Genomic DNA, 22,638 nt, shown 5'->3' with positions numbered 1-22,638 from the left:
ATGAAGCTTTTGATCAGATTAACTAAATAAGCGTTTCGCGCGACGAGAACCAGCAGGAATTTCTGCTATCGCCATAGCATTACAAAATTCGCGCACTTGCTCGGCGATCTCAGCCAAAGCTTGCTCAGAAATAGGATTATTGCCATCATCAACAACAGTACCGCCAAGTCGAGATGCAAGAGAGCGGGCGCATTTCGCCATGACACCAAAGCCCTCAAGGTCGGGAGAAACACAAGGAACATCCAATAACAAAGTTAATTTTGATGTTACCGTCTCACTGGCGCTGACATTGGTGGAAAGCGTAAACAAATTACCGACGTCGCCATCTGGCATCACCAGACGTCCATCTGGTCGCACATCAAACCCTTGTTTTTCTAAAGCGCCGAGCAAAGTTGTAATGTCCCACGGTGCGCCATTCGACAAAACGTTGACGCTAAGTTGTGCATCATGCTCTGCCACGAATTGATGCAGCTCACGTGCGTTCGACATCACGCGATTCATATCAGGCACGTCGGAATGCGCATTGAGGCGATCTGCAATTTCGCGTAACTTGCTGACAAACTCAGAATACTCCAACTCATTTAAGGGGCCGCTACGACTGACCATTTGTATGCCAGCAAACATCGCCGTGTATATGCTGCCATGTGCAATTTCATCACGCACACCATCGTGCGTTAGACCAATAAAATGCACCGGCTTACGTCCGACATATTTTAAGTCACTGACTTCTTTGAGTAAGCGTTCGCCCCGAATTGGCGCATCAAACTCCAAAGGAATGACACAATCAATAAGATCATCAACCGACAATTCTTTGCCGAACATGGTCGCATCAAAATCCTGTTTTGCCACGTTGCTTTCTGATCCCGGCTCGCCACCAGCAAGGTCGACTGGATCTGCAGCATCAAGTTCACTAAGCTCGTCGTGATCGAATTGTGGTTCTTGACGAACAAGGTCTACATCATCATGGGCATTCATCAGCACATCATCGTGCCCATCAGAAAATGCACGATCTACACTTTTTCGAGCACGGTACTCTTGCCATTTGCTGTAAATATAAACAATCACAACAAACGCAACACCCGCGATAATCAAACTCATTGTTAACTCTGACATACTACTCAACCCTCACCAACTAAACTTGCGGCAGATTCCATATCAACCGCAACGATTCGAGAAACCCCCTGCTCTTGCATGGTCACGCCGATTAATTGTTGCGCCATTTCCATTGCAATCTTATTGTGGGAGATAAATAAAAATTGTGTATTGCTAGACATCCGTTTCACCATATTACAGAAACGTTCTGTATTTGAATCATCCAGCGGCGCATCAACCTCATCGAGTAAACAAAACGGTGCAGGATTTAGCTGGAACATCGAGAACACCAGTGCCGTTGCCGTCAATGCTTTTTCACCACCCGACAACAAGTGAATAGTCGCATTTTTCTTACCAGGTGGTTGCGCCATTACCTGCACACCGGAATCAAGAATTTCATCCCCAGTCATAATCAATTTCGCTTGGCCACCGCCAAACAGAATTGGGAATAGCTCTGCAAAATGGTGATTCACGCGATTAAAAGTATCTTGCAATAAATCACGTGTTTCAATATCGATTTTGTGAATTGCGTCCTGCAATGTGGTAATTGCTTCGGTCAAATCTGCATATTGCGCGTCAAGGAAGGTCTTACGTTCTGTTGCTTGTGCCAATTCATCAAGTGCCGCCAAATTCACCGCACCCAAAGCGGCGATCGCATTAGTCAAACGTGTTACCTCGCCCTGCAAATAGGACGGTTTCAAATCATCATGTAATTTTTCTTCGAGCGCAGCTTCATCAACTTCGAAATTACGTAGTTGCTCTTCATATTGTTCTTGATTCAAACGCGCGGCTTGCTCTTTCAGCTGCAACTCAACGATCCGATCACGCTGCGGTTGCAAACTGCGTTCAACTTGCATCTTCGACTCTTCTGCGTGACGCAATTTTTGCGTCAACTGATCAAGCTCATGGCGGGCATCTGCCAATACGCGTTCTTGATCACTACGTTTTTCCAACAAGGTTTGCAAACCTGCGTGAGCAGTTTGTTCATCCATGCTTTCTAACTCAAGCTGGCCTTGCTGCATATTGGCGAACAACTGCGAAGATTGCTCTAACGCGGTTGCAATATTTCGTCGCAACTCTTCCATTTTGACGCGATGCGTTTTCTCCGCGAAACTGGCTTCTTGCGCAGCCAATTCCAAATCACGTAGACGTGCACGCGCGTCGTTCAAATGCTGTTCTTTTTCAAGGAAAGCAGTCTGTCCATCTTCATGCGTTTCCTGCATTTCAGCAAGAGCGATATCAAGCTCTTCAAATTTCGCTTCTGACTCTGCGCGCGCAGTCTGTTGCTCTTGTTCTTGCTCCGCAATCTCCGCTAAATCAGATGCAATTTGCGTGCTACGCTGATTAAAGCGTTCCTGCACTTCAGCCAACTTCATGTACTCAATCTGCAAACCATGCACTGCTTGCGTCAATCCTGCTACACGAACTCGCAATTCTTGCAAGCTATGTGTAGCCTGACTCAGCGCTGCTTCAGCACGAACCGCACGCGTTTTACCTTCGTCCGCTAGTAAATGTTGAGCGCGTGCCTGTTTGCTTATATTTTCGATCTCTTGTTGACGCGCCAGTACGCCATCTTGCTCAGAATCTGCCGCATAAAATCGCACACTATTGGCGCTGATAATATGACCTTCTTTGGTGATAAAGCATCCACCTGCAGGCAACTTTAATCTCTCCGCAAATGCGGTGGGCGCGTCAGGTGCGACAAATACATTGTGCAGCCAATCTTGCATCACACTACGCACACCCGCATCATTCAATTGCAACAAGTTAAACAAGGGTTTTAATCCCTCAACCATCGTCACAGGAGCAAGCACTTGTGGTGAATAGAGCGCCAATTTTGCCGGAGGCGCATCACTGAAAAACGCTTTTGCCCACTCTAAATTTGACATTTCTAAAGCGGAGGTGCGCTCACGCAAAATCGACTCCAGCGCGGTCTGCCAGCCATTTTCTATCTGCACTTTTTGCCATAGCTTCGGCAATTTTTCCAGCTCGTGCTTCGCTAGCCATGGTTGTACTTTACCTTGGCTTTCGACTTTTTCTTGCAAGGATTTCAGTGCCGCCAACTTTGCGTCAAGCTGCGCCGAATGCGCTGTGTCTTGATTAACTTGCTCTTGTGCGGAACGACGCGCTTCTTCTAGTTGCGGCAAGCCAGCTTGCGCTTCTTCTAATTGGAAAGTTGCTTCTTCCAACATTTGTTTTTTTTCTTCCAACTGCAGGGAGAGATTTTGCAAATGCGAAGAATCAGGAACCACCAAACCTTGCTTCTCTTGATTTAAGCGCTCACGTCGTACTGCTAAGGTGTTCAAAATATTCGACGCATTACGCTGATGTGCAGATTCCAACTCGATCTGCTGTTGCATTTGCATGATTTTGGCGCGCGACTCGGTCGCTTTTAATTGTGCGTCACGCCAGCTTTGCTCAAGTGCGGGAATTTTTTCATTCTGCTGTGCTACAGACTCTTGCGCCTGTTCACTGCGCATCGCCAACTCTTCAACATGCATCTCAGCATCGGCCAGATCGTCTTGAAATTGTTGACCTTGACGCTGCCATTGATCGCGTTGCGCAGATAAAGAATTAATTTGCGATTGCAAGCGCGCACGAGATTCAATCACAAACTTAATTTGCGCTTCTAAACTACCAATTTCTGCATTGGTTTGATACAAATTCCCTTGCGCCTGATGCATCTTATCGCCCACTGCATAGTGAGCTTGTCGCATTTGCTCAAGTTCTAACTCGACATGACGCAATTTAGCCGTTTGCTCTTCCAAATCAAGCTGGCATTTTTCGATTTCAGCAAAATACTTTTTCTGTTCTGTTGCGGCTTCTCGCTTGCGCAGCATCCACAAGAGTTTTTGTTTTTCTTCTTGATCGGCTTGCAAAGCATGATACTTATTGGCGACAACAGCCTGCGCTTCTAATTTTTCTAAATTGTTATTCAATTCGCGCAGAATGTCTTCGACACGCACTAAATTCTCATGCGTGTCGTGAATTCGATTTTCTGTCTCACGGCGACGCTCCTTGTATCGCGAAACACCAGCCGCTTCTTCTAAAAACACACGCAATTCTTCTGGACGTGATTCAATAATGCGAGAAATCATGCCCTGACCAATAATCGCGTATGCGCGTGGCCCTAACCCAGTACCAAGAAAAATATCCTGAATATCACGACGGCGAACAGGTTGACCATTGATGTAATAAGTCGAAGTACCGTCGCGCGTCAAAGTCCGCTTGACGGCTATTTCGCCGTATTGACTCCACTGACCAGCGGCTTTTCCTAGGCTATTATCAAAGACTAATTCTACTGAGGAACGTCCAGCAGGTTTACGATGAGTCGAGCCATTAAAAATGACGTCTTGCATGGATTCTCCACGCAATTCTGATGCTTTAGACTCACCCAAGACCCAGCGCACGGCATCGATAATATTCGACTTGCCGCAACCATTTGGACCAACCACCCCAACGAGTTGGCCAGGAACTTGAAAATGGGTAGGTTCAACGAAGGATTTAAATCCCGCTAATTTAATAGAAGTTAAGCGCACGTTATTTTTATTTATCGATTTTTAGACCAAAATACACAAACTTTATCGGCTTCAGATTCGCTACCAAAAGATCTTTTATTTTTGCAAAAACGCAATAAAAGTACATCCTCTCATTACCTATCTCCTTGCAGTTCGGACAAGTAAGACCGCACATCATAACATTCACGATGCCAAGTTTTACAGATTTTGATTAGCAAACGATGCTAAAAATCCTAAGTCTCCACAGTTTTATGACAGAAATGGCGATGCTTCTTGAATCCGTGCATAGAATTAAGTGCAAGCACAGCTATAATACGTAGCTAGCAGATTTTTCAGAAACCGCGTTGGCTTGTTTCATACGATTTTGTGTGCAAGTTCTGCATCAGAGCAGCTGTTTTCTTTTCAGATTTTTTATTCGTAATTTTTAAGTGAATTTCCCCGTGAATCCCAATTTAGAAAAACTACAAGCATATCCTTTTGAAAAACTAAGACAGCTATTTGCCGGCATTACTCCCAATCCTAGCTATAAACCGATTAGCTTGGGACTCGGTGAACCTAAACATGCAACACCCCAGTTAATCAAGGATGCACTAGTTGCCAATTTGAACGGACTCGCCAATTATCCATCTACCAATGGCAGCGACAATTTACGCGCATCCATTAGTAATTGGTTAGCTAAGCGCTACGCGATTCCAGCGCTCGATCCAATGACCCAGATTTTGCCGGTTAATGGTTCTCGTGAAGCCTTGTTCTCACTTGCACAAGCCGTAATTAATCCGCAGCAAAATGCTTTAGGTAATTTAGGCAAGCCAATTGTGATGTGCCCGAATCCCTTCTATCAAATATACGAAGGAGCAGCCTACCTCGCTGGTGCAGAACCCTATTTTGCAAATGCTAATCCTGCGAAAAATTTTGCGCCTGATTTTAGCCAAGTGCCTGATTCGATTTGGCAACGTACACAGCTGCTCTACGTGTGCTCGCCAGGAAATCCAACTGGCGCCGTACTGACTCTCGACGATTGGGAAGAATTGTTCGAGTTATCTAATCGCTACAATTTCGTAATTGCAGCAGATGAATGTTATTCAGAAATTTATTTCGGCGACACAGCACCACTTGGCAGCCTAGCTGCCGCACGTGCGTTGGGACGTAATGACTATCCACGACTCATTACACTTTCCAGTTTGTCTAAACGCTCAAATGTGCCTGGCATGCGCTCAGGGTTTGTGGCTGGTGACGCAAAAATTATTAAGCAATTTTTACTTTATCGTACCTACCACGGTGGAGCGATGTCACCAAGTATCCAAGCGGCATCGATTGCGGCGTGGAATGACGAACAACACGTCATAGATAATCGCGCGCTGTATATCAAGAAATTTTCTCAAGTTACCCCAGTACTACAGGAAGTGCTTGACGTAGCACTTCCTGACGCCGCATTTTACCTATGGGCTCGCGTCGACAAATACATTCAAATCTCTGACACAGAGTTCGCCCAAGGTCTTTACCGAGACTATAATGTCACAGTTTTACCAGGTAGTTTTCTGGCACGAGAAGCACATGGAATTAACCCTGGTAGCCGAAGGATACGCATGGCATTAGTGGCGGAAGTTGAAGAATGCATGGAGGCTGCGCAAAGAATCGCTAGCTTCACGAAACAACTGATGAACTAATGTAAGCAAATACATAGAAATACATAGCCGTGCAGATAAATGGAACAATCTAAATAACTGTTCCTTATTAGCGCACAAGTTCTCATAAATCGCTCTCAAAAATCACTTTCAATTTTTTACTTTTAATCGACAATCTCATGACACAGCAATTACAAAACATCATCGATCAAGCTTGGGAAGACCGTGCAAATTTTTCACCTAAGAATGCACCAACAGAATTACGTGAAGCAGTTGCGCATGTGCTCGAACAACTCGACTCCGGCAGTTTGCGTGTAGCGCAGAAATTAGATGGCGCATGGCAAGTCAATCAATGGGTAAAGAAAGCCGTGTTATTGTCTTTCCGCCTCGAAGATAACATCGTCATGCCATCTGGCGATCACATGCAATTTTTCGATAAAGTTCCTACAAAATTTGCAAACTATACGGCAGAAGATTTTGCAAAAGGCGGCTTCCGCGTGGTACCACCTGCAGTCGCACGTCGTGGTAGTTTTATCGGCAAAAATGTTGTGTTAATGCCTTCCTACGTCAACATTGGCGCCTATGTCGATGAAGGCGCTATGGTTGATACTTGGGCCACCGTTGGTTCTTGCGCGCAAATTGGAAAAAATGTGCATTTATCTGGTGGCGTAGGCATCGGTGGCGTGCTTGAACCTATGCAAGCCAATCCAACCATCATCGAAGACAATTGTTTTATCGGTGCGCGCTCTGAAGTAGTCGAAGGAGTGATCGTTGAAGAGAATTCGGTAATCTCGATGGGCGTGTATATTGGTCAATCAACCAAAATTTATGATCGTGCAACAGGCGAAGTTAGTTATGGTCGTATCCCAGCAGGCTCGGTCGTTGTCTCTGGTAATTTGCCATCTGCTTGTGGTAAATATAGTTTGTATTGCGCTGTGATCGTAAAACGTGTCGATGCACAAACGCGATCAAAAACCAGCATCAACGAATTATTGCGCGGCGCTTAATTCGCCAATTCAAGCACCTTAGCCAACGCGAAGTCATTGTATTAAAAGTTCAGGTTTCATCCTTTTTATTTTCGTAGAGGAATTATCATGGCAATGGATCGATTGTTTCAGTTGATGAAGGACAAGAACGCTTCCGATATGTTCTTCGCCATCAACTCGCCGATACATTTAAAAATCAATGGAAATCTGCTTCCCATCAATCAACAGAAGATGGATGAAGATAATATTTTGGCTTTGCTTGGTGAAGTTTTATCTGCCGAACAAATAGCGCAATACAAACGCGAAAACGAACTCAATGTGGGTATCGGCATGGCTGGCGTTGGTCGATTCCGCTTGTCTGCGTTTAGACAACGTGGATCGACCTCAGCGGTGTTCCGTTTTGTCCCTGGCAATATCCCTGCCATTTCATCGCTGCACCTACCACCAGTTTTATCTGAATTAATCATGGAAAAGCGTGGATTAATTCTAGTGGTCGGTGCGACAGGTTCAGGAAAATCGACTTCGATTGCTTCTATGCTTGATTATCGAAATGAGACCAAAACTGGTCATATATTGACGATCGAAGATCCAATCGAGTATTTGTTTAGAAGCAAAAAATCTATTGTGAATCAGCGTGAAGTTGGCACGGATGCAGACAGTTTGAAGACGGCATTACGCAACTCCTTACGTCAAGCACCTGATGTCATTTTGATTGGCGAAATCCGTGATTTAGAAACGATGATGGCAGCGATCGCTTACGCACAATCTGGGCATTTAGTGGTCGCCACATTACACGCGAATAATAGTTACCAAGCTTTAAATCGTATCATCAGCTTCTTCCCAATTGAGAATCGTAGCGCGCTTTTACTCGACTTGGCTTCTGCAATCAAAGCAGTGATTTCACAGCGATTAATTAAAGCGGTAGACGGTGGTCGCTGTCCAGCTGTTGAAATTATGCTCAACACGCGCTATGTCGCCGAATTGATCGAGCAAGGAAATATTTTCCAAATTAAAGAAGCGATTGAAAAGAGCTTGGCACCGGGCTCACAAACCTTTGAACGCGCCTTACTGCAATTGATTAAAGACGGCTTAATTACCCAAGAAGAAGGTCTCGCGAATGCGGATTCTGCGAACAATCTTTTATGGTTACTCAACAATGACGCTGCATTAGCCCAAAAAGCAGCGGCCGAAGCCGAGCCTGAGCCCGAACGCCACACAGAAGCGACCTTTACTGAATTTAATTTAAATATGTAATATGAACCGATCTTCAAGCATCACCTTATTTGGAATTCCTAACTGCGATACGGTCAAAAAGGCACGCACTTGGCTAGAACAACAATCGATCCCGTTTGAATTTCATAATTTCAAAAAAGACGGATTGAGCGCTGCGCAAGTCGATATTTGGTTAAAGAAAATAAACTTTGAAACGCTGATCAATCGTAAAGGAACAAGCTGGCGCGCACTATCCGATGCACAAAAAAATGAGGCAGAAACACCAGCTGGCGCGATGAATTTAGTCTTAGCAAATCCGTCCTTGATCAAGCGTCCAGTATTACAAATCGGCGACGATCAGCTCGACTATGTTGGTGTTGGCTTCAACGATCAACTCTATTCTTCCATTTTTTTTGAAAAGTAAGTTTTTATGAGTAAAACGCTCGCATTGACTGAACAATTAATTACTCTTGATTCTGTCACACCAGAAGATAAAGGCTGCCAAAATACCTTAATCAGTTTATTAGAACCGTTGGGCTTCGTATGTGAAACCATACAATCGAATGACGTGACGAACCTTTGGGCGCGTCGCGGCACGAGTCAACCTCTAGTTGTCTTCGCTGGTCACACCGACGTTGTTCCAACAGGTCCAGTCACACAATGGCAATCGCAGCCATTTGCGCCTACACATCGTGATGGCAAATTATTTGGACGCGGTGCAGCCGACATGAAAACATCCATCGCTGCATTTGTCATTGCAACAGAAGAATTTGTAGCAGCACACCCCGATCACAAAGGTTCGATTGGATTCTTGATTACGAGCGATGAAGAAGGCCCTGCTACTGATGGCACGGTCGTCGTCTGTAATAAACTCAAAGAACGTGGCGAACAACTCGACTATTGCATCGTTGGCGAACCGACTTCCAGTGAAGTGCTTGGTGACACCATTAAAAACGGGCGTCGCGGCACGATGTCTGGCAAGCTCACCGTGAAAGGTATTCAAGGCCATATCGCCTACCCACAATTGGCAGAAAATCCGATTCACACGGTCGCTCCTGCGCTCAATGATTTGGTCAATGAAGTATGGGATCAGGGCAACGAATATTACCTACCCACCTCATGGCAAGTCTCGAATATTCATGGAGGCACTGGTGCATCGAATGTGATACCTGGTGAAGTCGTGATCGATTTTAATTTCCGTTTTTCCACGGCGAGTACAGCAGAGGGATTGCAACAACGTGTGCATGCCATACTCGATAAGCATCAACTGAAGTACGATCTAAAATGGACAATTGGCGGCCATCCCTTCTTAACACCCAAAGGCAATTTAAGTGATGCCTTGGCGAAAGCGATTCAGGATGAAACGGGCGTCACCACCGAGTTATCCACCACTGGCGGTACTTCAGATGGACGCTTCATTGCCAAAATTTGCCCACAGGTGGTTGAGTTTGGGCCACCGAATGGCAGTATCCATAAAATTGATGAGCATATTGAAGTTCGCTACATTGATCCACTCAAAAACATCTACCGCCGCGCGCTGGAAAATCTTTTATTAGGCTAAGAATGCTATGACGAATGCAAATACGCTCCCGTTCCAAACACTGCGAGACCTATTGCGCTACGCAGTAACGCGCTTTAACACAGCACAACTTTTTTTTGGACATGGCAGTGCCAATGCTTTGGATGAAGCCGCTTATTTATTGCTGCACACATTAAAGTTACCGCTCGATAAAATTGAACCGTTCTTGGATGCACGCCTATTACCACACGAAATTGATGCTGCAATCGCTGTCATTGAGCGTCGTGCGTCAGATCGTATTCCGGCATCATATATTACGAATGAAGCTTGGCTAGGCACTTATAACTTTTATGTTGATGAGCGCGTGATTGTGCCACGCTCATTTATCGCAGAATTAATTCCTGAGCGCTTTACACCTTGGGTACAAGATCCCGAAGAAGTCACCGACATTCTAGAGCTTTGCACTGGATCTGGTTGCTTGCCTATCATGTTGGCGGACGCTTTTGAAAATGCACATGTTGATACGGTGGATATTTCTAAAGATGCATTGGCAGTCGCAGCTAAAAATGTCGCCACTTATGAATTAGAAGATCGTATTACCTTGATTGAATCTGACTTGTACACCAATGTCCCAGACAAGCTATACGACATGATCATTACCAATCCACCGTATGTGAACTCACATTCAATGAGCAAACTGCCCAAAGAGTATTTACATGAACCACAAATCGCTCTAGCCGGCGGTGACGATGGTATGGATTTAGTGCGCAAAATCGTGGCGGGCGCAGCATCACGACTCAAGCCAAATGGTATTTTAATGGTCGAGATTGGCAATGAACGTGTGTTCGCCGAAGAAGCATTCGCTGAATATGGTTTAACTTGGCTATCGACCAGCGCAGGTGATGATATGGTTTTCCTGCTCACCGCAGAACAATTACAAGACGCTAGTTAAGCACTGTTCTTGCTCTTTGCCTTATCGCTCAAAACGTTTGATAAAGCGTTTTGAGCATTTTTATTTTTGTAGTTCGCTACGCTTTTCTATTTGTTAGTTATTTATGATACGTCTTCAACAGGTCATCCTCGCCCGCGGTACCAAGCCACTTTTTGACAGCGTCGATGTCACACTCAATCCTGGCGACAAGATCGGCTTGATTGGTTCCAATGGCGCAGGTAAATCCAGCCTGTTTGCGATGCTTCGAGGCGAATTACACCCAGACCAAGGCAGCATAGAATTTCCAGCCAAATGGCAATTGGCACATGTCGCACAAGAGACGCCACCACTCGAACGCAGCGCGATTGATTACGCGATTGACGGCGATGTCACACTACGAAAATTAGAAGCACAATTAGCAGAGCTGGAAGCACAACCAGAATCACACGATAATGGCATCGCGATTGGTGAGGTATATGGTGCCTTAGCTGATGCAGACGCCTACACGGTACGCTCACGTGGCGAACAATTATTACTGGGCTTAGGTTTTACACTGGAACAAATGGAACAATCGGTAGCGAGCTTCTCCGGTGGTTGGCGCATGCGTTTGAATCTAGCACAAGCTTTGATGTGCAAATCTGATTTGCTGCTACTCGATGAACCAACCAACCATTTGGATTTGGATGCCATTATCTGGCTAGAAGATTGGCTGAAACGTTACGAAGGAACCTTGATCATCATCTCGCATGATAGAGACTTCTTAGACGGTGTTGTCAACGTCGTCGTGCATATCGATGAACGCCAACTAAAACGCTATTCAGGTAACTACTCTGCGTTTGAACGTCAACGTGCCGCGCAATTGATTCTAGCGCAGAGTTCAATTGAAAAACAAAATCGCAAACGCGCACATCTGCAATCGTTTATTGATCGTTTTGCGGCTAAAGCATCAAAAGCAAAACAAGCGCAAAGCCGTATCAAAGCATTGGAAAAAATGGAAGAACTGGCACCATTGCGTGCAGCGGCTGAATTTTCATTTGAATTCCGCGAGCCTTTAAGCGCACCGAATCCTATGTTAGTGATGGACGATGTCGATTGTGGTTATCGACTGGAGTCACAAACTGATCACAGTTTTACCGAAAAGAAAATTGTCGGCGACGTGAAATTTTCGCTGCAAATCGGTCAGCGCATTGGTCTACTTGGAATCAACGGTGCGGGTAAATCAACGCTCATCAAAACCATCGTCGGTGAGCTAGCGCCACTCAAAGGGTCGATTACGACGGGCAAAGGTTTATCGATAGGCTACTTCGCCCAGCATCAAGTAGAAATGTTGCGACATGACGAATCGCCATTGTGGCATTTGGCACATATTGCACCCGATGTACGCGAGCAAGAATTGCGTAATTTTTTGGGTGGATTCAATTTCCCAGGAACCATGGTCACCAGCCCAATCGCGCCATTTTCAGGCGGAGAAAAAGCACGCTTAGCATTGGCGATGATCGTTTGGCAGCGCCCTAACCTGTTATTACTCGATGAACCGACCAACCATTTAGATTTAGAAACGCGTGAAGCATTGACCGAGGCGCTCGCTCAATTCGAAGGAACCTTGGTGGTGGTCTCACATGATCGTCATCTATTACGTGCCACGACCGACCAATTTATTATTGTTGCCGACGGCAAGCTCTTACCATTCGATGGAGACTTAGACGACTACAAAGATTGGCTGTATAAAACCAAATTAGAACAAGCAGCTGCAGCAGCGAACCCAACTGCATTGCCAAGCAAGTCAAAAGAAAAAGCAAGCGCACTACCGCAAACGCAGCCAGTACCGAGCGCACCTATTGATGACAAAGAACGCAAGCGTCGAGATGCCGAAGAACGTCAACGGATTGCAGCGCTACGCAAACCAATCGAGGCGCGCATTAAACGCTTAGAAGAGCAAATGGCTAAACTCAATCTCAAAAAAGAAGACTACAGCAAGCAACTCGAAGATAGTGCAATTTACGACGACGTCAACAAAGAGAAGTTAAAAAATCTCCTATTGGATCAAGCCTATGTGGTCAAAGAGCTAGATCAATTGGAGGCGGATTGGTTGGAACAGCAGGAGTTTTTAGAAGCAGCGAATTAGTCGCTGCGCATTGCTGCAATAATTGACATCAAGCACATAAATGAAAGACATGTAAAACCAATAAATAGGACCTCTGTGCAAGTGCCGGACTTGATCATTGTTTAGATAGAAAAACATCACGATGCTACGGTGTCTTAGCTAGTGCATCTAAGTTACTTGCTGCCATCGCCTCTACAAAGTCCGGTCACGCAGTATGTTGTGTGGAAGTCTCTTCATATCAGTTGAATTTTTTATGCATAGCAAGTTATCGACAGCTTTCTTGCTTATCGCCTGATTCAGCATTACCATAAGGCATCAATTTTCTGATATTAAGAGCAAAATGCGCGAACTTCGCTGGCGGTTGTCTCAAATTAGTTTGGCAATATCACTTGTGATTGCAGCAAGCTTGCTACAAGCCCAAACGCTGCACGTCTACACGCAATCTTGGCCGCCTTATAGTTATGAAAAAGACGGCAAGCTAACAGGCTATTCGACCGAACTGCTACAAGCCGTCTTGCGCGAAGCAGACATCGACGCAAGTTACAAATTAATGAGCTGGAATCGTGCTTTTCAACAGGCGAGTGAAGAAGCAAATAGCCTTATCTATACCACCACCCGAACGCCAGAACGCGAAGAAAACTTCGAATGGATAGGCCCAGTTGCAACACGAAAATTATGGCTATTCAAACTGGCTGAACGCAAAGATATTCAAATCAATAGTAAAGAGGATTTAAAGAAGTACACGGTCAGTATCGTGCGTGATACTTCCAGTCTCAAGCTGGTCATGGATCGAGGCCTATTCCCACGCAAGCAAATTGACGAAGCACCGACAACCGCGTCGAACCTAAAAAAACTATTCTTTAAGCGGGTCGACCTGATCCTCGCTACGAGAGCCGGTGCAAACTATGAACTAAGTCAGTTGCCCTACCCCAAAGACGCGATGGAAGCAGTGTATGTTTTAAATGACGAATTTCAACTCTACTTTGCCATCAATAAAAAATGTGACCCCATCACCATCAGAAAAATTCGGTTGGCATTTGATAAGGTAAAGACTACCAGCTTAATCGACACATTAAAAAAGAAATATATGGTCGAATAAAGCCCTTGTTGAGAGCCAGTGAGTCGCCAGCTCTACGGCTGACAGAAATACAGCCGAATACCTACTCCGGATGAAACACACGAATAAAACTCGCAAATTTCGGCAAGCCATTTCCTGTCAAATCCCGATAACGATAGGTAAGCAAGCTTCCTACGGGCGGTGGATTTTTTCTGATGGCATCATCAAATCCAGTACCCAATTTGAATCTTTGTCCGCCCTTCGTTTCGACTAATAGCGCGCCCATCATGCCGTCATACTTCCCACGTCCAGGCAAAATCGCAATCACCTTTGCTTCCGCATCGTGCTGAGGTTTAAGTTTTAAAACTTCAGCAGACCGTCCCGATTGAAACAAGGCATCGCTTTTATGCAAAACAAGCCCTTCGCCTTTTCGTAAAACGATCTGTTTCAACTTTGTCTCAAGTTGTTCTACTGTCGATAAATGTTCTTGAGGAATGACACTCAACCAAGGTATACGAACAACATGAACCAATTTTTCTAGGGCAGCGACACGGGTTCGAAAGTCCCCATTAGCAAGTGGCAACTCAAATAAACAATAATGAATTTTCCGCCATTCTTCATCTTGTGGAATTTGGCGCCGCACTGCGCCAGATAATGCTTCAAATTGCGCGCGCCCAATCCAGAGTTCACCATCCATAGGATGATCTGGAAATTTTTCGACAAACCATTTAGGCGCATTAATTATGCGACCACTACGAAAATATAACTGTTTGCCATCCCAGTAGGCTCTGACACCGTCAAGCTTCTCACTGATCAGAAAGCTAGCAATTTCCCCTTCTATTTCTTTTGCAAATGAAATTGTCTTAGGCAGGACTAAAGCTAAGGTCGAATTGAATGTTTTCTTCGATGCCGGCAATTCTTCACTCGCCTCACTAGTTTGGCTTGACGCGGCAAACACTTTTCCGGAGATGACCCCAACTGTTAGGATGCTTGACAGCAGCAAGCGGCGCATCGGCATGGTTGAATTACAGCCCTTAAGTAATTCAGCTTTAAAATACTGCTTACGACCTAATGTACTCAGAACAGATTGAAAGCGATGAAAAAACATGTTTAGTTCTCACGTGCCATTGAATGGACTTTAAGTGTAAAAATTTTTAATTAAAATAACAATAAAATTGAAAGAAATGTTGCCAAAACACAAAGCCCCAACACGAAACGACATGTTGGGGCTTTGCAGTTATTTCCTCACTCAGACTGGCGATAGGACTGTCAAATTTGAATATCGATATCGACTAAACAGACTGGAACGGACATAAATAAATCATCTACACTATTCAATTCATCATTAAGCAATCTATAGCAAGGCAATCTATAAATCTGCGTTCAAAAATATGAATTATTTCTGCGCCTTCACCACTTGCATAGCACTAGCGATCAAGCCACTCATATCACTCATATTGGCAGGAACGATGATGGAATTATTGGTTTTCGCCAAATTCGCGAAAGCTGCAACATATTGCTCAGCCACTTTCAAATTCACCGCATCTTCACCACCAGGTTCACGAATCGCAGCAGCGGTTTGACGGATCGCATCAGCACTCGCTTCTGCAATTGCACGGATCGCGCCTGCTTGACCTTCGGCACGATTAATCGACGCTTGTTTTTCACCTTCAGACTTGGCAATCGAAGCCTCGCGCTCACCCGTGGCGATATTAATTTGCTCCTGCTTACGGCCTTCGGAAGCCGCAATCAAAGCACGCTTTTCACGCTCTGCCGTAATCTGTGCTTGCATTGCATGCAAAATCTCTTTCGGCGGCGTCAAATCCTTAATTTCATAACGCAATACTTTGACACCCCAATTCGCTGCCGATTCATCGATAGCATTCACAATCGTTGTATTGATGTGATCACGCTCTTCAAACGTCTTATCGAGTTCCATCTTACCGATCACTGAACGCAGCGTAGTCTGTGCCAACTGCGTGATTGCAGCGATGTAATTTGACGAACCGTAAGAAGCGCGCATCGCATCTGTAATTTGAAAATACAAGATGCCGTCTACCTGTAGCTGCGTGTTATCTTTGGTGATACAAACTTGTGGTGGTACATCGAGCGGAATCTCTTTCAAGACGTGCTTGTACGCGACGCGATCAACAAACGGCACGACAATATTGAGACCCGGTGCTAAGGTCGCATGATATTTACCAAGGCGCTCAACTACCCACGCATCTTGTTGTGGCACCACTTTAATTGTCTTCATGATGAAAACCAATGCGAGCACAAATAAAACTAATACGACAAAGCCTGAATTTTCCATCTCATTTTCCTTTTTTTATTTAAACCAACATCATTTTTTACTTCAACCAAGTCACACCGAGCACACAAATTTACGTTGGACGCACAATTAATCGACTTCCCTCTACCGCCTCAATCACAAACAAACCTGCACTAGCATGCGCATGACGCAACTCAACATCCCACATCGCACCACGATATTTTGCCCTTGCGAATGAAATTCCATTCCCTTGCTGTTGCCACTCATCGACTCTTAATTGCTGACCAATATCGATATTCACGTTCGGATCAGTCGCCACTTCTTTACGTTGTTTCCAACCGTATTTACTATTATGTAGCGCCAAGGTAGCTGCACTGCCCACCACAGCAGCAATCAACATTTGTAGTTGCGTAGAGTCCGTAAATAAAGAAACAAGCGATGCGCTAAACAAACCAACTGCGAACATCAACAAATAAAAAGTCCCGGTAAATAACTCACAAATGACGACCACACCAGCTAGCACCAACCACCATGTCCAAGCTTCCATTGATTATTCTCCTTAATAAGAATTACAACAGTTTGCCCGATAACTAGCAAATTGTCATCGGTATTTTACAAACAAAAAAACCCTCAACACGGAATGATGTTGAGGGAATTCGAATATGTTTTATCGCTTGTTTTGTTGAAGGCTACTCTGAGCAACTGTTATGACAGCATAACGAAATAACTATAAAAAACGCGAAGAGTCTCTCGAATCTTCGCGGTTAATTTTGACTACATCTTGTTATCTACTAATTTGCGACAGTTGCCAACTGCTTCCAAGTATCAATCACAGAATCAGGATTTAAAGAAATCGATTCAATTCCTTCAGCCATCAACCATTCTGCAAAATCAGGATGATCTGAAGGACCCTGACCACAAATGCCGACGTACTTGCCAGCTTTACGGCAAGCAGAAATTGCACGTGACAGCATTGCTTTGACTGCAGGGTCGCGCTCATCAAAATCTGCTGCCAGCAGTTCCATGCCAGAGTCACGATCCAAACCTAAAGTCAATTGCGTCAAATCGTTGGAGCCGATTGAAAAGCCGTCAAAGAATTCTAAGAACTCATCTGCCAGAATTGCGTTAGATGGCACTTCGCACATCATGATTAAACGTAAGCCATTTTCGCCACGCTTCAAGCCATTTTTGGCTAATAAATTGACGACTTTTTCTGCCTGACCTAAGGTACGAACAAACGGCACCATGATCTCAACATTGGTCAAGCCCATGTCATTACGCACGCGTTTCATTGCTGTGCATTCCATCTCGAATGACTCAGCAAAATCGCTCGCCAAATAACGTGCAGCGCCACGGAAACCTAACATTGGATTTTCTTCATCCGGTTCGTAGCGTGTACCGCCAATCAGCTTTTTGTATTCATTGGATTTGAAATCAGATAAACGCACGATGACTTTTTTAGGCCAAAAAGCAGCGGCAATGGTAGCGACACCTTCAGCCAATTTATCAACATAAAAAGCTTTAGGCGATGCATGACCACGTGCGACGGATTCGACTGCTTTTTTCAAATCAGGATCAATATTCGGATATTCCAAAATTGCTTTTGGATGCACGCCGATGTTGTTGTTGATAATGAACTCTAAGCGCGCTAAGCCTACGCCTTCGTTCGGTACAGATTGGAAATCAAATGCCAGTTGTGGATTACCCACGTTCAGCATAATTTTCAAAGGCAATCTCGGTAATTCGCCACGTACTTCTTCTGTCACTTCGGTTTCAATTAAACCGTCGTAAATCTTGCCTTCATCACCTTCTGCACAAGAGACAGTCACCAAAGTACCATCTTTCAACAAATCAGTCGCATCACCACAACCAACCACGGCTGGCACGCCTAATTCGCGCGCAATAATCGCCGCATGACATGTACGTCCGCCACGATTTGTTACGATCGCCGAAGCGCGTTTCATGACTGGTTCCCAGTTAGGATCGGTCATATCTGCTACCAACACGTCACCTGGTTGTACGCGTTCCATTTCGGATGGATCGTGGATCACACGAACTCGACCCGCGCCAATTTTTTGGCCAATCGCACGGCCTGAAACCAACACCGCACCGGTGCCTTTGAGTTTAAAACGCTGTTGCGCGTCGGTCGATTTTTGCTGTGACTTCACTGTCTCTGGACGTGCTTGCAAAATGTAGAGCTTGCCGTCGCGACCATCTTTGCCCCACTCGATGTCCATAGGACGACCATAGTGCTTCTCGATGATGACTGCATACTTCGCCAGTTCAACTACTTCTGTATCGTTCAAAGAATAACGATTACGCAATTCAATCGGCACATCAACCGTTTTTACTGAGCGTCCTGCTTTTGCTTCGCCCGTAAATTCCATCTTGATTAATTTGGAACCAATATTGCGACGAATCACCGGCAATTTGCCTTGCTCGAGCATAGGCTTATGCACATAAAATTCGTCAGGGTTGACCGCGCCTTGCACCACGGTTTCGCCAAGACCATAGCTTGAAGTAATGAACACGACGTCTTTAAAACCAGACTCAGTATCAATCGTGAACATCACACCAGCTGCGCCTAAGTCAGAACGCACCATGCGTTGTACGCCAGCAGACAAAGCCACTTCTGCATGTGTGAAGCCTTTGTGTACGCGATAAGAAATTGCGCGATCATTGTACAAAGAAGCGAATACATGTTTCATCGCTTCGAGCACATTGTCGATACCAACCACGTTCAAGAAAGTCTCTTGTTGACCTGCGAATGAAGCATCTGGCAAATCTTCTGCGGTAGCAGAGGAACGCACAGCGAATGACATTTCGGCAGTAGAATCAGCAACCAGTTTATTGTAAAACTCTTCTATTTCTTTTTGCAGACGTGGTTGGAAAGGCGTGTCGATTATCCATTGACGAATTTCAGCACCGGCTTTTGCCAGTTCTTTCACGTCTTCGATATCCAAAGATGCCAGACGATCTGCAATACGTTGCGCCAATGGCAAACCACCATTTTCGCTGTATGACAAGAAATCACGGAAAGCTTGAGCAGTCGTGGCGAAACCACCCGGAACACGTACACCTGCCGAAGCAAGCTGGCTAATCATTTCGCCAAGTGAAGCATTTTTACCACCGACAGAATCAACATCAGTCATCCGTAAGTTTTCGAACGAGGCAACGTACACAGATTCACTGCCCGCCTCGATATTTGCTGCGTTAGACATAACAACCTCTTTTTTGATGATAAGAAATCTTTCGCACTGCTTCCTTGCTAGGTATTGCGCTAGGCATTGAAATGCGCAATGGCTTGCATGGATAGGTTGATCATCGGTCTTTCTTATTATTCTGTTTCCAACAACAACGCTAGTTTTGCTATGCATTTTACCTTGTGCGCTGCAAAATGCACATTTGATGGAAAAAATTTGTGCATTTTTTTGCTTGATATATTTTACGCACACAAACTGTCAATTTCACCATACGGACAGCTTGGCGTGGATCATTTACAGTACAATTTATCTCCACTCTCGTTTTTCAAATTCAGATTGAATACCTATGCCAGACCACTCTTCAAATGCACTTCCGATTGCTAATCGCACCGTTTTTTTTGTCTCTGATGGCACAGGCATCACTGCAGAGGCGTTTGGGCACTCCGTAATTACACAATTCGATCTCAAATTTAAACAAGTTCGTCTACCATTTATTGATGATATAGAAAAAGCAGAAGATGCGGTGAGGCGCATTAATGAGGCGTTTGAGCAAACAGGAAACAGACCAATTGTGTTTTCTACCTTGGTGAAACCTGAATTGGCGAACGTGATATTTAAGTCTAAAGGTTTACACATGGATTTAATCCAAACTTTTGTTGCGCCTTTAGAAGAAGAGTTAGGAATTAAGTCAACACATACCGTCGGTCGCAGTCACAACATTGCAGATACAGAAGAATACAAGAATCGGATCGAAGCAATTAATTTCTCCTTAGCCCACGACGACGGCCAATCAAACAAGAATTTATCGTTAGCAGATGTTATTTTGGTCGGTGTTTCCCGCTCTGGCAAAACGCCAACTACGCTGTATTTAGCGATGCAATATGGGATTAAGGCTGCGAACTATCCTCTGATTCCCGATGATTTTGAACGTGGTAAATTACCTTCTGCTTTGCCTGAATTCAAAGGAAAGATCTTCGGGTTAAGCATTGCACCAGAACGTTTGTCGGAAATTCGTAATGAACGACGCCCAGGAAGTAAATACGCATCCCTAGAAAATTGTCGTTATGAGGTCAACGAAGCAGAAGCGATGATGAAACGAGAAGGGATTCGTTGGTTATCGTCGACGGCGAAGTCAATCGAAGAAATTGCTACTACAATTTTGCAGGAAGTAAAGCCGGATTCTCGGCTCTAGTACACGTATTTTTGTGTACATCTACCACATAGCGCTTCAACGATCGATGAGATCGTTGAAACCTTTTAGATCTCATCAAGCATGTTGAGATTGATTATCTAAACTGCGGTGAATCAATTGAACTAAGAAATTCGTTGCCGAACCTGCTCAAAAAAGCAAATCGCCGCGCTTGCTGCAACATTTAAAGACTCAATCGCGTCTCGCTGCGGAATGGTGACTTTCTCGGTTGCCAATGCCATCAAAGCAGGATCGACTCCCTGTCCCTCATGCCCAAACAACCATGCGACCGGTCGATTTAAATTCACCTGATAAATCGTTGTAGATGTATGTGAACTGGTCGCCAGCACAGGAATGGCGGCTTCTCGCAAAAAAGCATACAAATCAACAGACTCATAAATTTGCAAAGCAAAATGTGCCCCCATACCCGCACGCAATACTTTGGGCGACCACGCGCTAGCTGTTCCTATACTACAGAATACCTGTTCAATACCCGCGCCAGCCGCACTGCGTAAAATTGAGCCAAGATTACCTGGATCTTGCAAATTGTCGAGCACAACGGCATTCGATGTAAGATTTGTAGGACTAGTATGCTGCGGAGTCTTAATAACAAACATCACGCCAATCCCGTTTTCAACCTGGCTCATGATTTGATACATGTTGTCTGGCAAAACGATGCAATTGACGTTCTTGCTCTCACAAGCATGAATTAAAGCACCAACTTCAGGTAGATCTATACTTGCATCGGAAATCACACAATATTCTGGAACGCCTGCATGCTGTAAAAAAGACTGACATAAGTGAACGCCATCTAAAATCGTTCTACCAGCTTTTTTACGCGCACTTGCTGAGCTAGCTAACTGTTTTAGCTCTTTGTACAGTGGGTTATCACGAGAACTAATTTGCTTCATTTAGATATCTTTCAACAATGCTTTAACTGGTGCATACGATTTTCTATGGATAGCCGAAACACCAAACTCTTTGAGCCTAGCTAAATGCAATGCAGTGGGATAACCTTTATGTTGGTCCAAGGCATATTGCGGATAAATGCTATGTAATTCAGCCAGTAAATGATCACGTGCAGTTTTCGCCAAAATCGAGGCTGCAGAAATGGCTGCCACCTTATCGTCCCCCTTCACAATCGCCTCTGATCTGACTGGCATCACAGGGCAACGATTACCATCAATCAAAGCTAGGCTTGGGGTAATCTTTAAGCCTTCAACTGCACGACGCATCGCTAACATCGTCGCTTGAAGAATATTCAATGTATCGATTTCTTCGACTGAGCTTTCCGCAATCGACCATGCTAAAGCATGCTTCTTAATTTGCTCAGCCAACCAATCGCGCTGGGCTTCACTGAGTTTTTTAGAGTCTTTCAATCCTTCAATTGGATGAGCTGGATCAAGTATTACAGCCGCGGCTGTAACAGGCCCAGCAAGTGGCCCTCGTCCCGCCTCATCGACACCACAAATTAACTCATCCTCATAATCAAACAAAGACAAATTCTCAAGGCTGCCTGTATTTTTAGTGTTCATTAAGGTATGCCTTCAGTTTTACTTCATCTAAAAAATAATGACAAATTTGTCGCGCTTCTTGCTCGCCTTTGCGAGCAAACAAAACAGGAACTAATTCATCGAATTGCGCTACTAATTTTTCATCTGCGTCGACATCGATCACCTCAATCAAATGCGGGATAGCTTGTAAGGCACTTTTAAGCTGGACTAGCATGTCATCGCAAAGATGGCAGTAGGAACGAGAATAAAGCGTAAATTGCAGCATAACAAGAGCATCAACGAAAAAATCCGAAAGCGTGATTATAACTTCTTGAGTCAAGGAATCAGGGCTTATAAAACGAATAAAGTCACCACAAGGGTGACTTTATCTATGCAATTTATTCTAAAAAAACCAATACGTGCAATACAAATCAATA

Annotated in this window: 18 protein-coding genes; 9 read left to right on the top strand and 9 right to left on the bottom strand. The window is 44.7% G+C overall.

Annotation, left to right across the window (positions count from 1 at the left end; genetic code table 11):
• Nucleotides 1–18: 18 nt before the first annotated feature.
• Together IE103_RS00645 and smc are read right to left on the bottom strand one after the other, a co-directional pair.
• A complete protein-coding gene (locus IE103_RS00645; protein WP_189344099.1) occupies nt 19–1,113 on the bottom strand; it encodes a cell division protein ZipA C-terminal FtsZ-binding domain-containing protein in 1,095 nt (364 codons plus the stop codon).
• Between the two features lie 5 nt (nt 1,114–1,118).
• Nucleotides 1,119–4,631, bottom strand: coding sequence for a chromosome segregation protein SMC (smc, locus tag IE103_RS00640; RefSeq protein ID WP_189344098.1), 3,513 nt, complete (start codon nt 4,629–4,631; stop codon nt 1,119–1,121).
• 419 nt (nt 4,632–5,050) lie between these two features.
• On the opposite strand from smc, the gene dapC reads away from it, so the two are divergent.
• The 8 genes from dapC to IE103_RS00600 all read left to right on the top strand — a co-directional run bounded on the left by dapC (nt 5,051) and on the right by IE103_RS00600 (nt 14,086).
• Nucleotides 5,051–6,277, top strand: coding sequence for a succinyldiaminopimelate transaminase (gene dapC, locus IE103_RS00635; protein ID WP_189344097.1), 1,227 nt, complete (start codon nt 5,051–5,053; stop codon nt 6,275–6,277).
• Between the two features lie 137 nt (nt 6,278–6,414).
• Nucleotides 6,415–7,242 (top strand): 2,3,4,5-tetrahydropyridine-2,6-dicarboxylate N-succinyltransferase, encoded by an 828-nt coding sequence (gene dapD, locus IE103_RS00630; RefSeq protein WP_189344096.1) that lies wholly within the window; start codon nt 6,415–6,417, stop codon nt 7,240–7,242.
• A gap of 87 nt (nt 7,243–7,329) precedes the next feature.
• Complete coding sequence (locus IE103_RS00625; protein ID WP_189344095.1) at nt 7,330–8,475, top strand: PilT/PilU family type 4a pilus ATPase; 1,146 nt, start codon at nt 7,330–7,332, stop codon at nt 8,473–8,475.
• Between the two features lies 1 nt (nt 8,476).
• Complete coding sequence (locus IE103_RS00620) at nt 8,477–8,857, top strand: arsenate reductase (protein WP_189344094.1); 381 nt, start codon at nt 8,477–8,479, stop codon at nt 8,855–8,857.
• A 6-nt stretch (nt 8,858–8,863) separates the two neighbouring features.
• Entirely contained in the window at nt 8,864–9,994 is a 1,131-nt protein-coding gene (dapE, locus tag IE103_RS00615) for a succinyl-diaminopimelate desuccinylase (RefSeq protein WP_189344093.1), read from the top strand.
• A 7-nt stretch (nt 9,995–10,001) separates the two neighbouring features.
• Nucleotides 10,002–10,904 carry a 50S ribosomal protein L3 N(5)-glutamine methyltransferase gene (gene prmB, locus IE103_RS00610; RefSeq protein ID WP_189344092.1) on the top strand — a complete coding sequence of 301 codons (903 nt, stop codon included), beginning with the start codon at nt 10,002–10,004 and terminating at the stop codon, nt 10,902–10,904.
• A gap of 103 nt (nt 10,905–11,007) precedes the next feature.
• Nucleotides 11,008–13,008, top strand: a complete 2,001-nt coding sequence (locus IE103_RS00605) for an ATP-binding cassette domain-containing protein (RefSeq protein WP_189344091.1) — start codon at nt 11,008–11,010, stop codon at nt 13,006–13,008.
• Nucleotides 13,009–13,327: 319 nt separating this feature from the next.
• Nucleotides 13,328–14,086 carry a substrate-binding periplasmic protein gene (locus IE103_RS00600; RefSeq protein WP_189344090.1) on the top strand — a complete coding sequence of 253 codons (759 nt, stop codon included), beginning with the start codon at nt 13,328–13,330 and terminating at the stop codon, nt 14,084–14,086.
• Nucleotides 14,087–14,147: 61 nt separating this feature from the next.
• Here IE103_RS00600 and IE103_RS00595 read toward each other — a convergent pair whose 3' ends face one another.
• From IE103_RS00595 to ppsA, 4 genes are all read right to left on the bottom strand, one after another.
• Complete coding sequence (locus IE103_RS00595; protein ID WP_189344089.1) at nt 14,148–15,152, bottom strand: DNA ligase; 1,005 nt, start codon at nt 15,150–15,152, stop codon at nt 14,148–14,150.
• A gap of 288 nt (nt 15,153–15,440) precedes the next feature.
• A complete protein-coding gene (locus IE103_RS00590; protein ID WP_189344088.1) occupies nt 15,441–16,358 on the bottom strand; it encodes an SPFH domain-containing protein in 918 nt (305 codons plus the stop codon).
• A 70-nt stretch (nt 16,359–16,428) separates the two neighbouring features.
• Nucleotides 16,429–16,863 (bottom strand): NfeD family protein, encoded by a 435-nt coding sequence (locus IE103_RS00585; RefSeq protein ID WP_189344087.1) that lies wholly within the window; start codon nt 16,861–16,863, stop codon nt 16,429–16,431.
• 244 nt (nt 16,864–17,107) lie between these two features.
• Nucleotides 17,108–19,537, bottom strand: a complete 2,430-nt coding sequence (gene ppsA, locus IE103_RS00580) for a phosphoenolpyruvate synthase (protein WP_189344086.1) — start codon at nt 19,535–19,537, stop codon at nt 17,108–17,110.
• Between the two features lie 328 nt (nt 19,538–19,865).
• Between ppsA and ppsR the strand changes: the two genes are divergently transcribed.
• Nucleotides 19,866–20,711: a posphoenolpyruvate synthetase regulatory kinase/phosphorylase PpsR gene (ppsR, locus tag IE103_RS00575; protein ID WP_189344085.1), complete on the top strand. Its 846-nt coding sequence runs from the start codon at nt 19,866–19,868 to the stop codon at nt 20,709–20,711.
• Between the two features lie 122 nt (nt 20,712–20,833).
• On the opposite strand, the gene IE103_RS00570 is transcribed toward ppsR, so the two are convergent.
• Genes IE103_RS00570 through IE103_RS00560 form a run of 3 tightly spaced genes read right to left on the bottom strand, consistent with a single transcriptional unit; the run spans nt 20,834 to nt 22,541 of the window.
• Entirely contained in the window at nt 20,834–21,619 is a 786-nt protein-coding gene (locus IE103_RS00570) for a TrmH family RNA methyltransferase (RefSeq protein ID WP_189344084.1), read from the bottom strand.
• Entirely contained in the window at nt 21,620–22,243 is a 624-nt protein-coding gene (gene rnhB / locus IE103_RS00565; protein ID WP_189344083.1) for a ribonuclease HII, read from the bottom strand.
• The gene (locus IE103_RS00560; protein WP_308426949.1) at nt 22,233–22,541 is read right to left on the bottom strand and encodes a glutaredoxin family protein; all 309 of its coding nucleotides are present in this window, start codon (nt 22,539–22,541) and stop codon (nt 22,233–22,235) included. Before IE103_RS00560 ends, rnhB begins: the two co-directional genes overlap by 11 nt.
• Between the last annotated feature and the right edge of the window lie 97 nt (nt 22,542–22,638).

The organism is Affinundibacterium macrobrachii (genome assembly GCF_014652415.1).
Taxonomy (GTDB): Bacteria; Pseudomonadota; Gammaproteobacteria; order Burkholderiales; family Burkholderiaceae_D; genus Undibacterium; species Undibacterium macrobrachii.
Note: the sequence above shows the minus strand (reverse complement) of the source record. Positions and strands in the feature narration are given on the sequence as shown.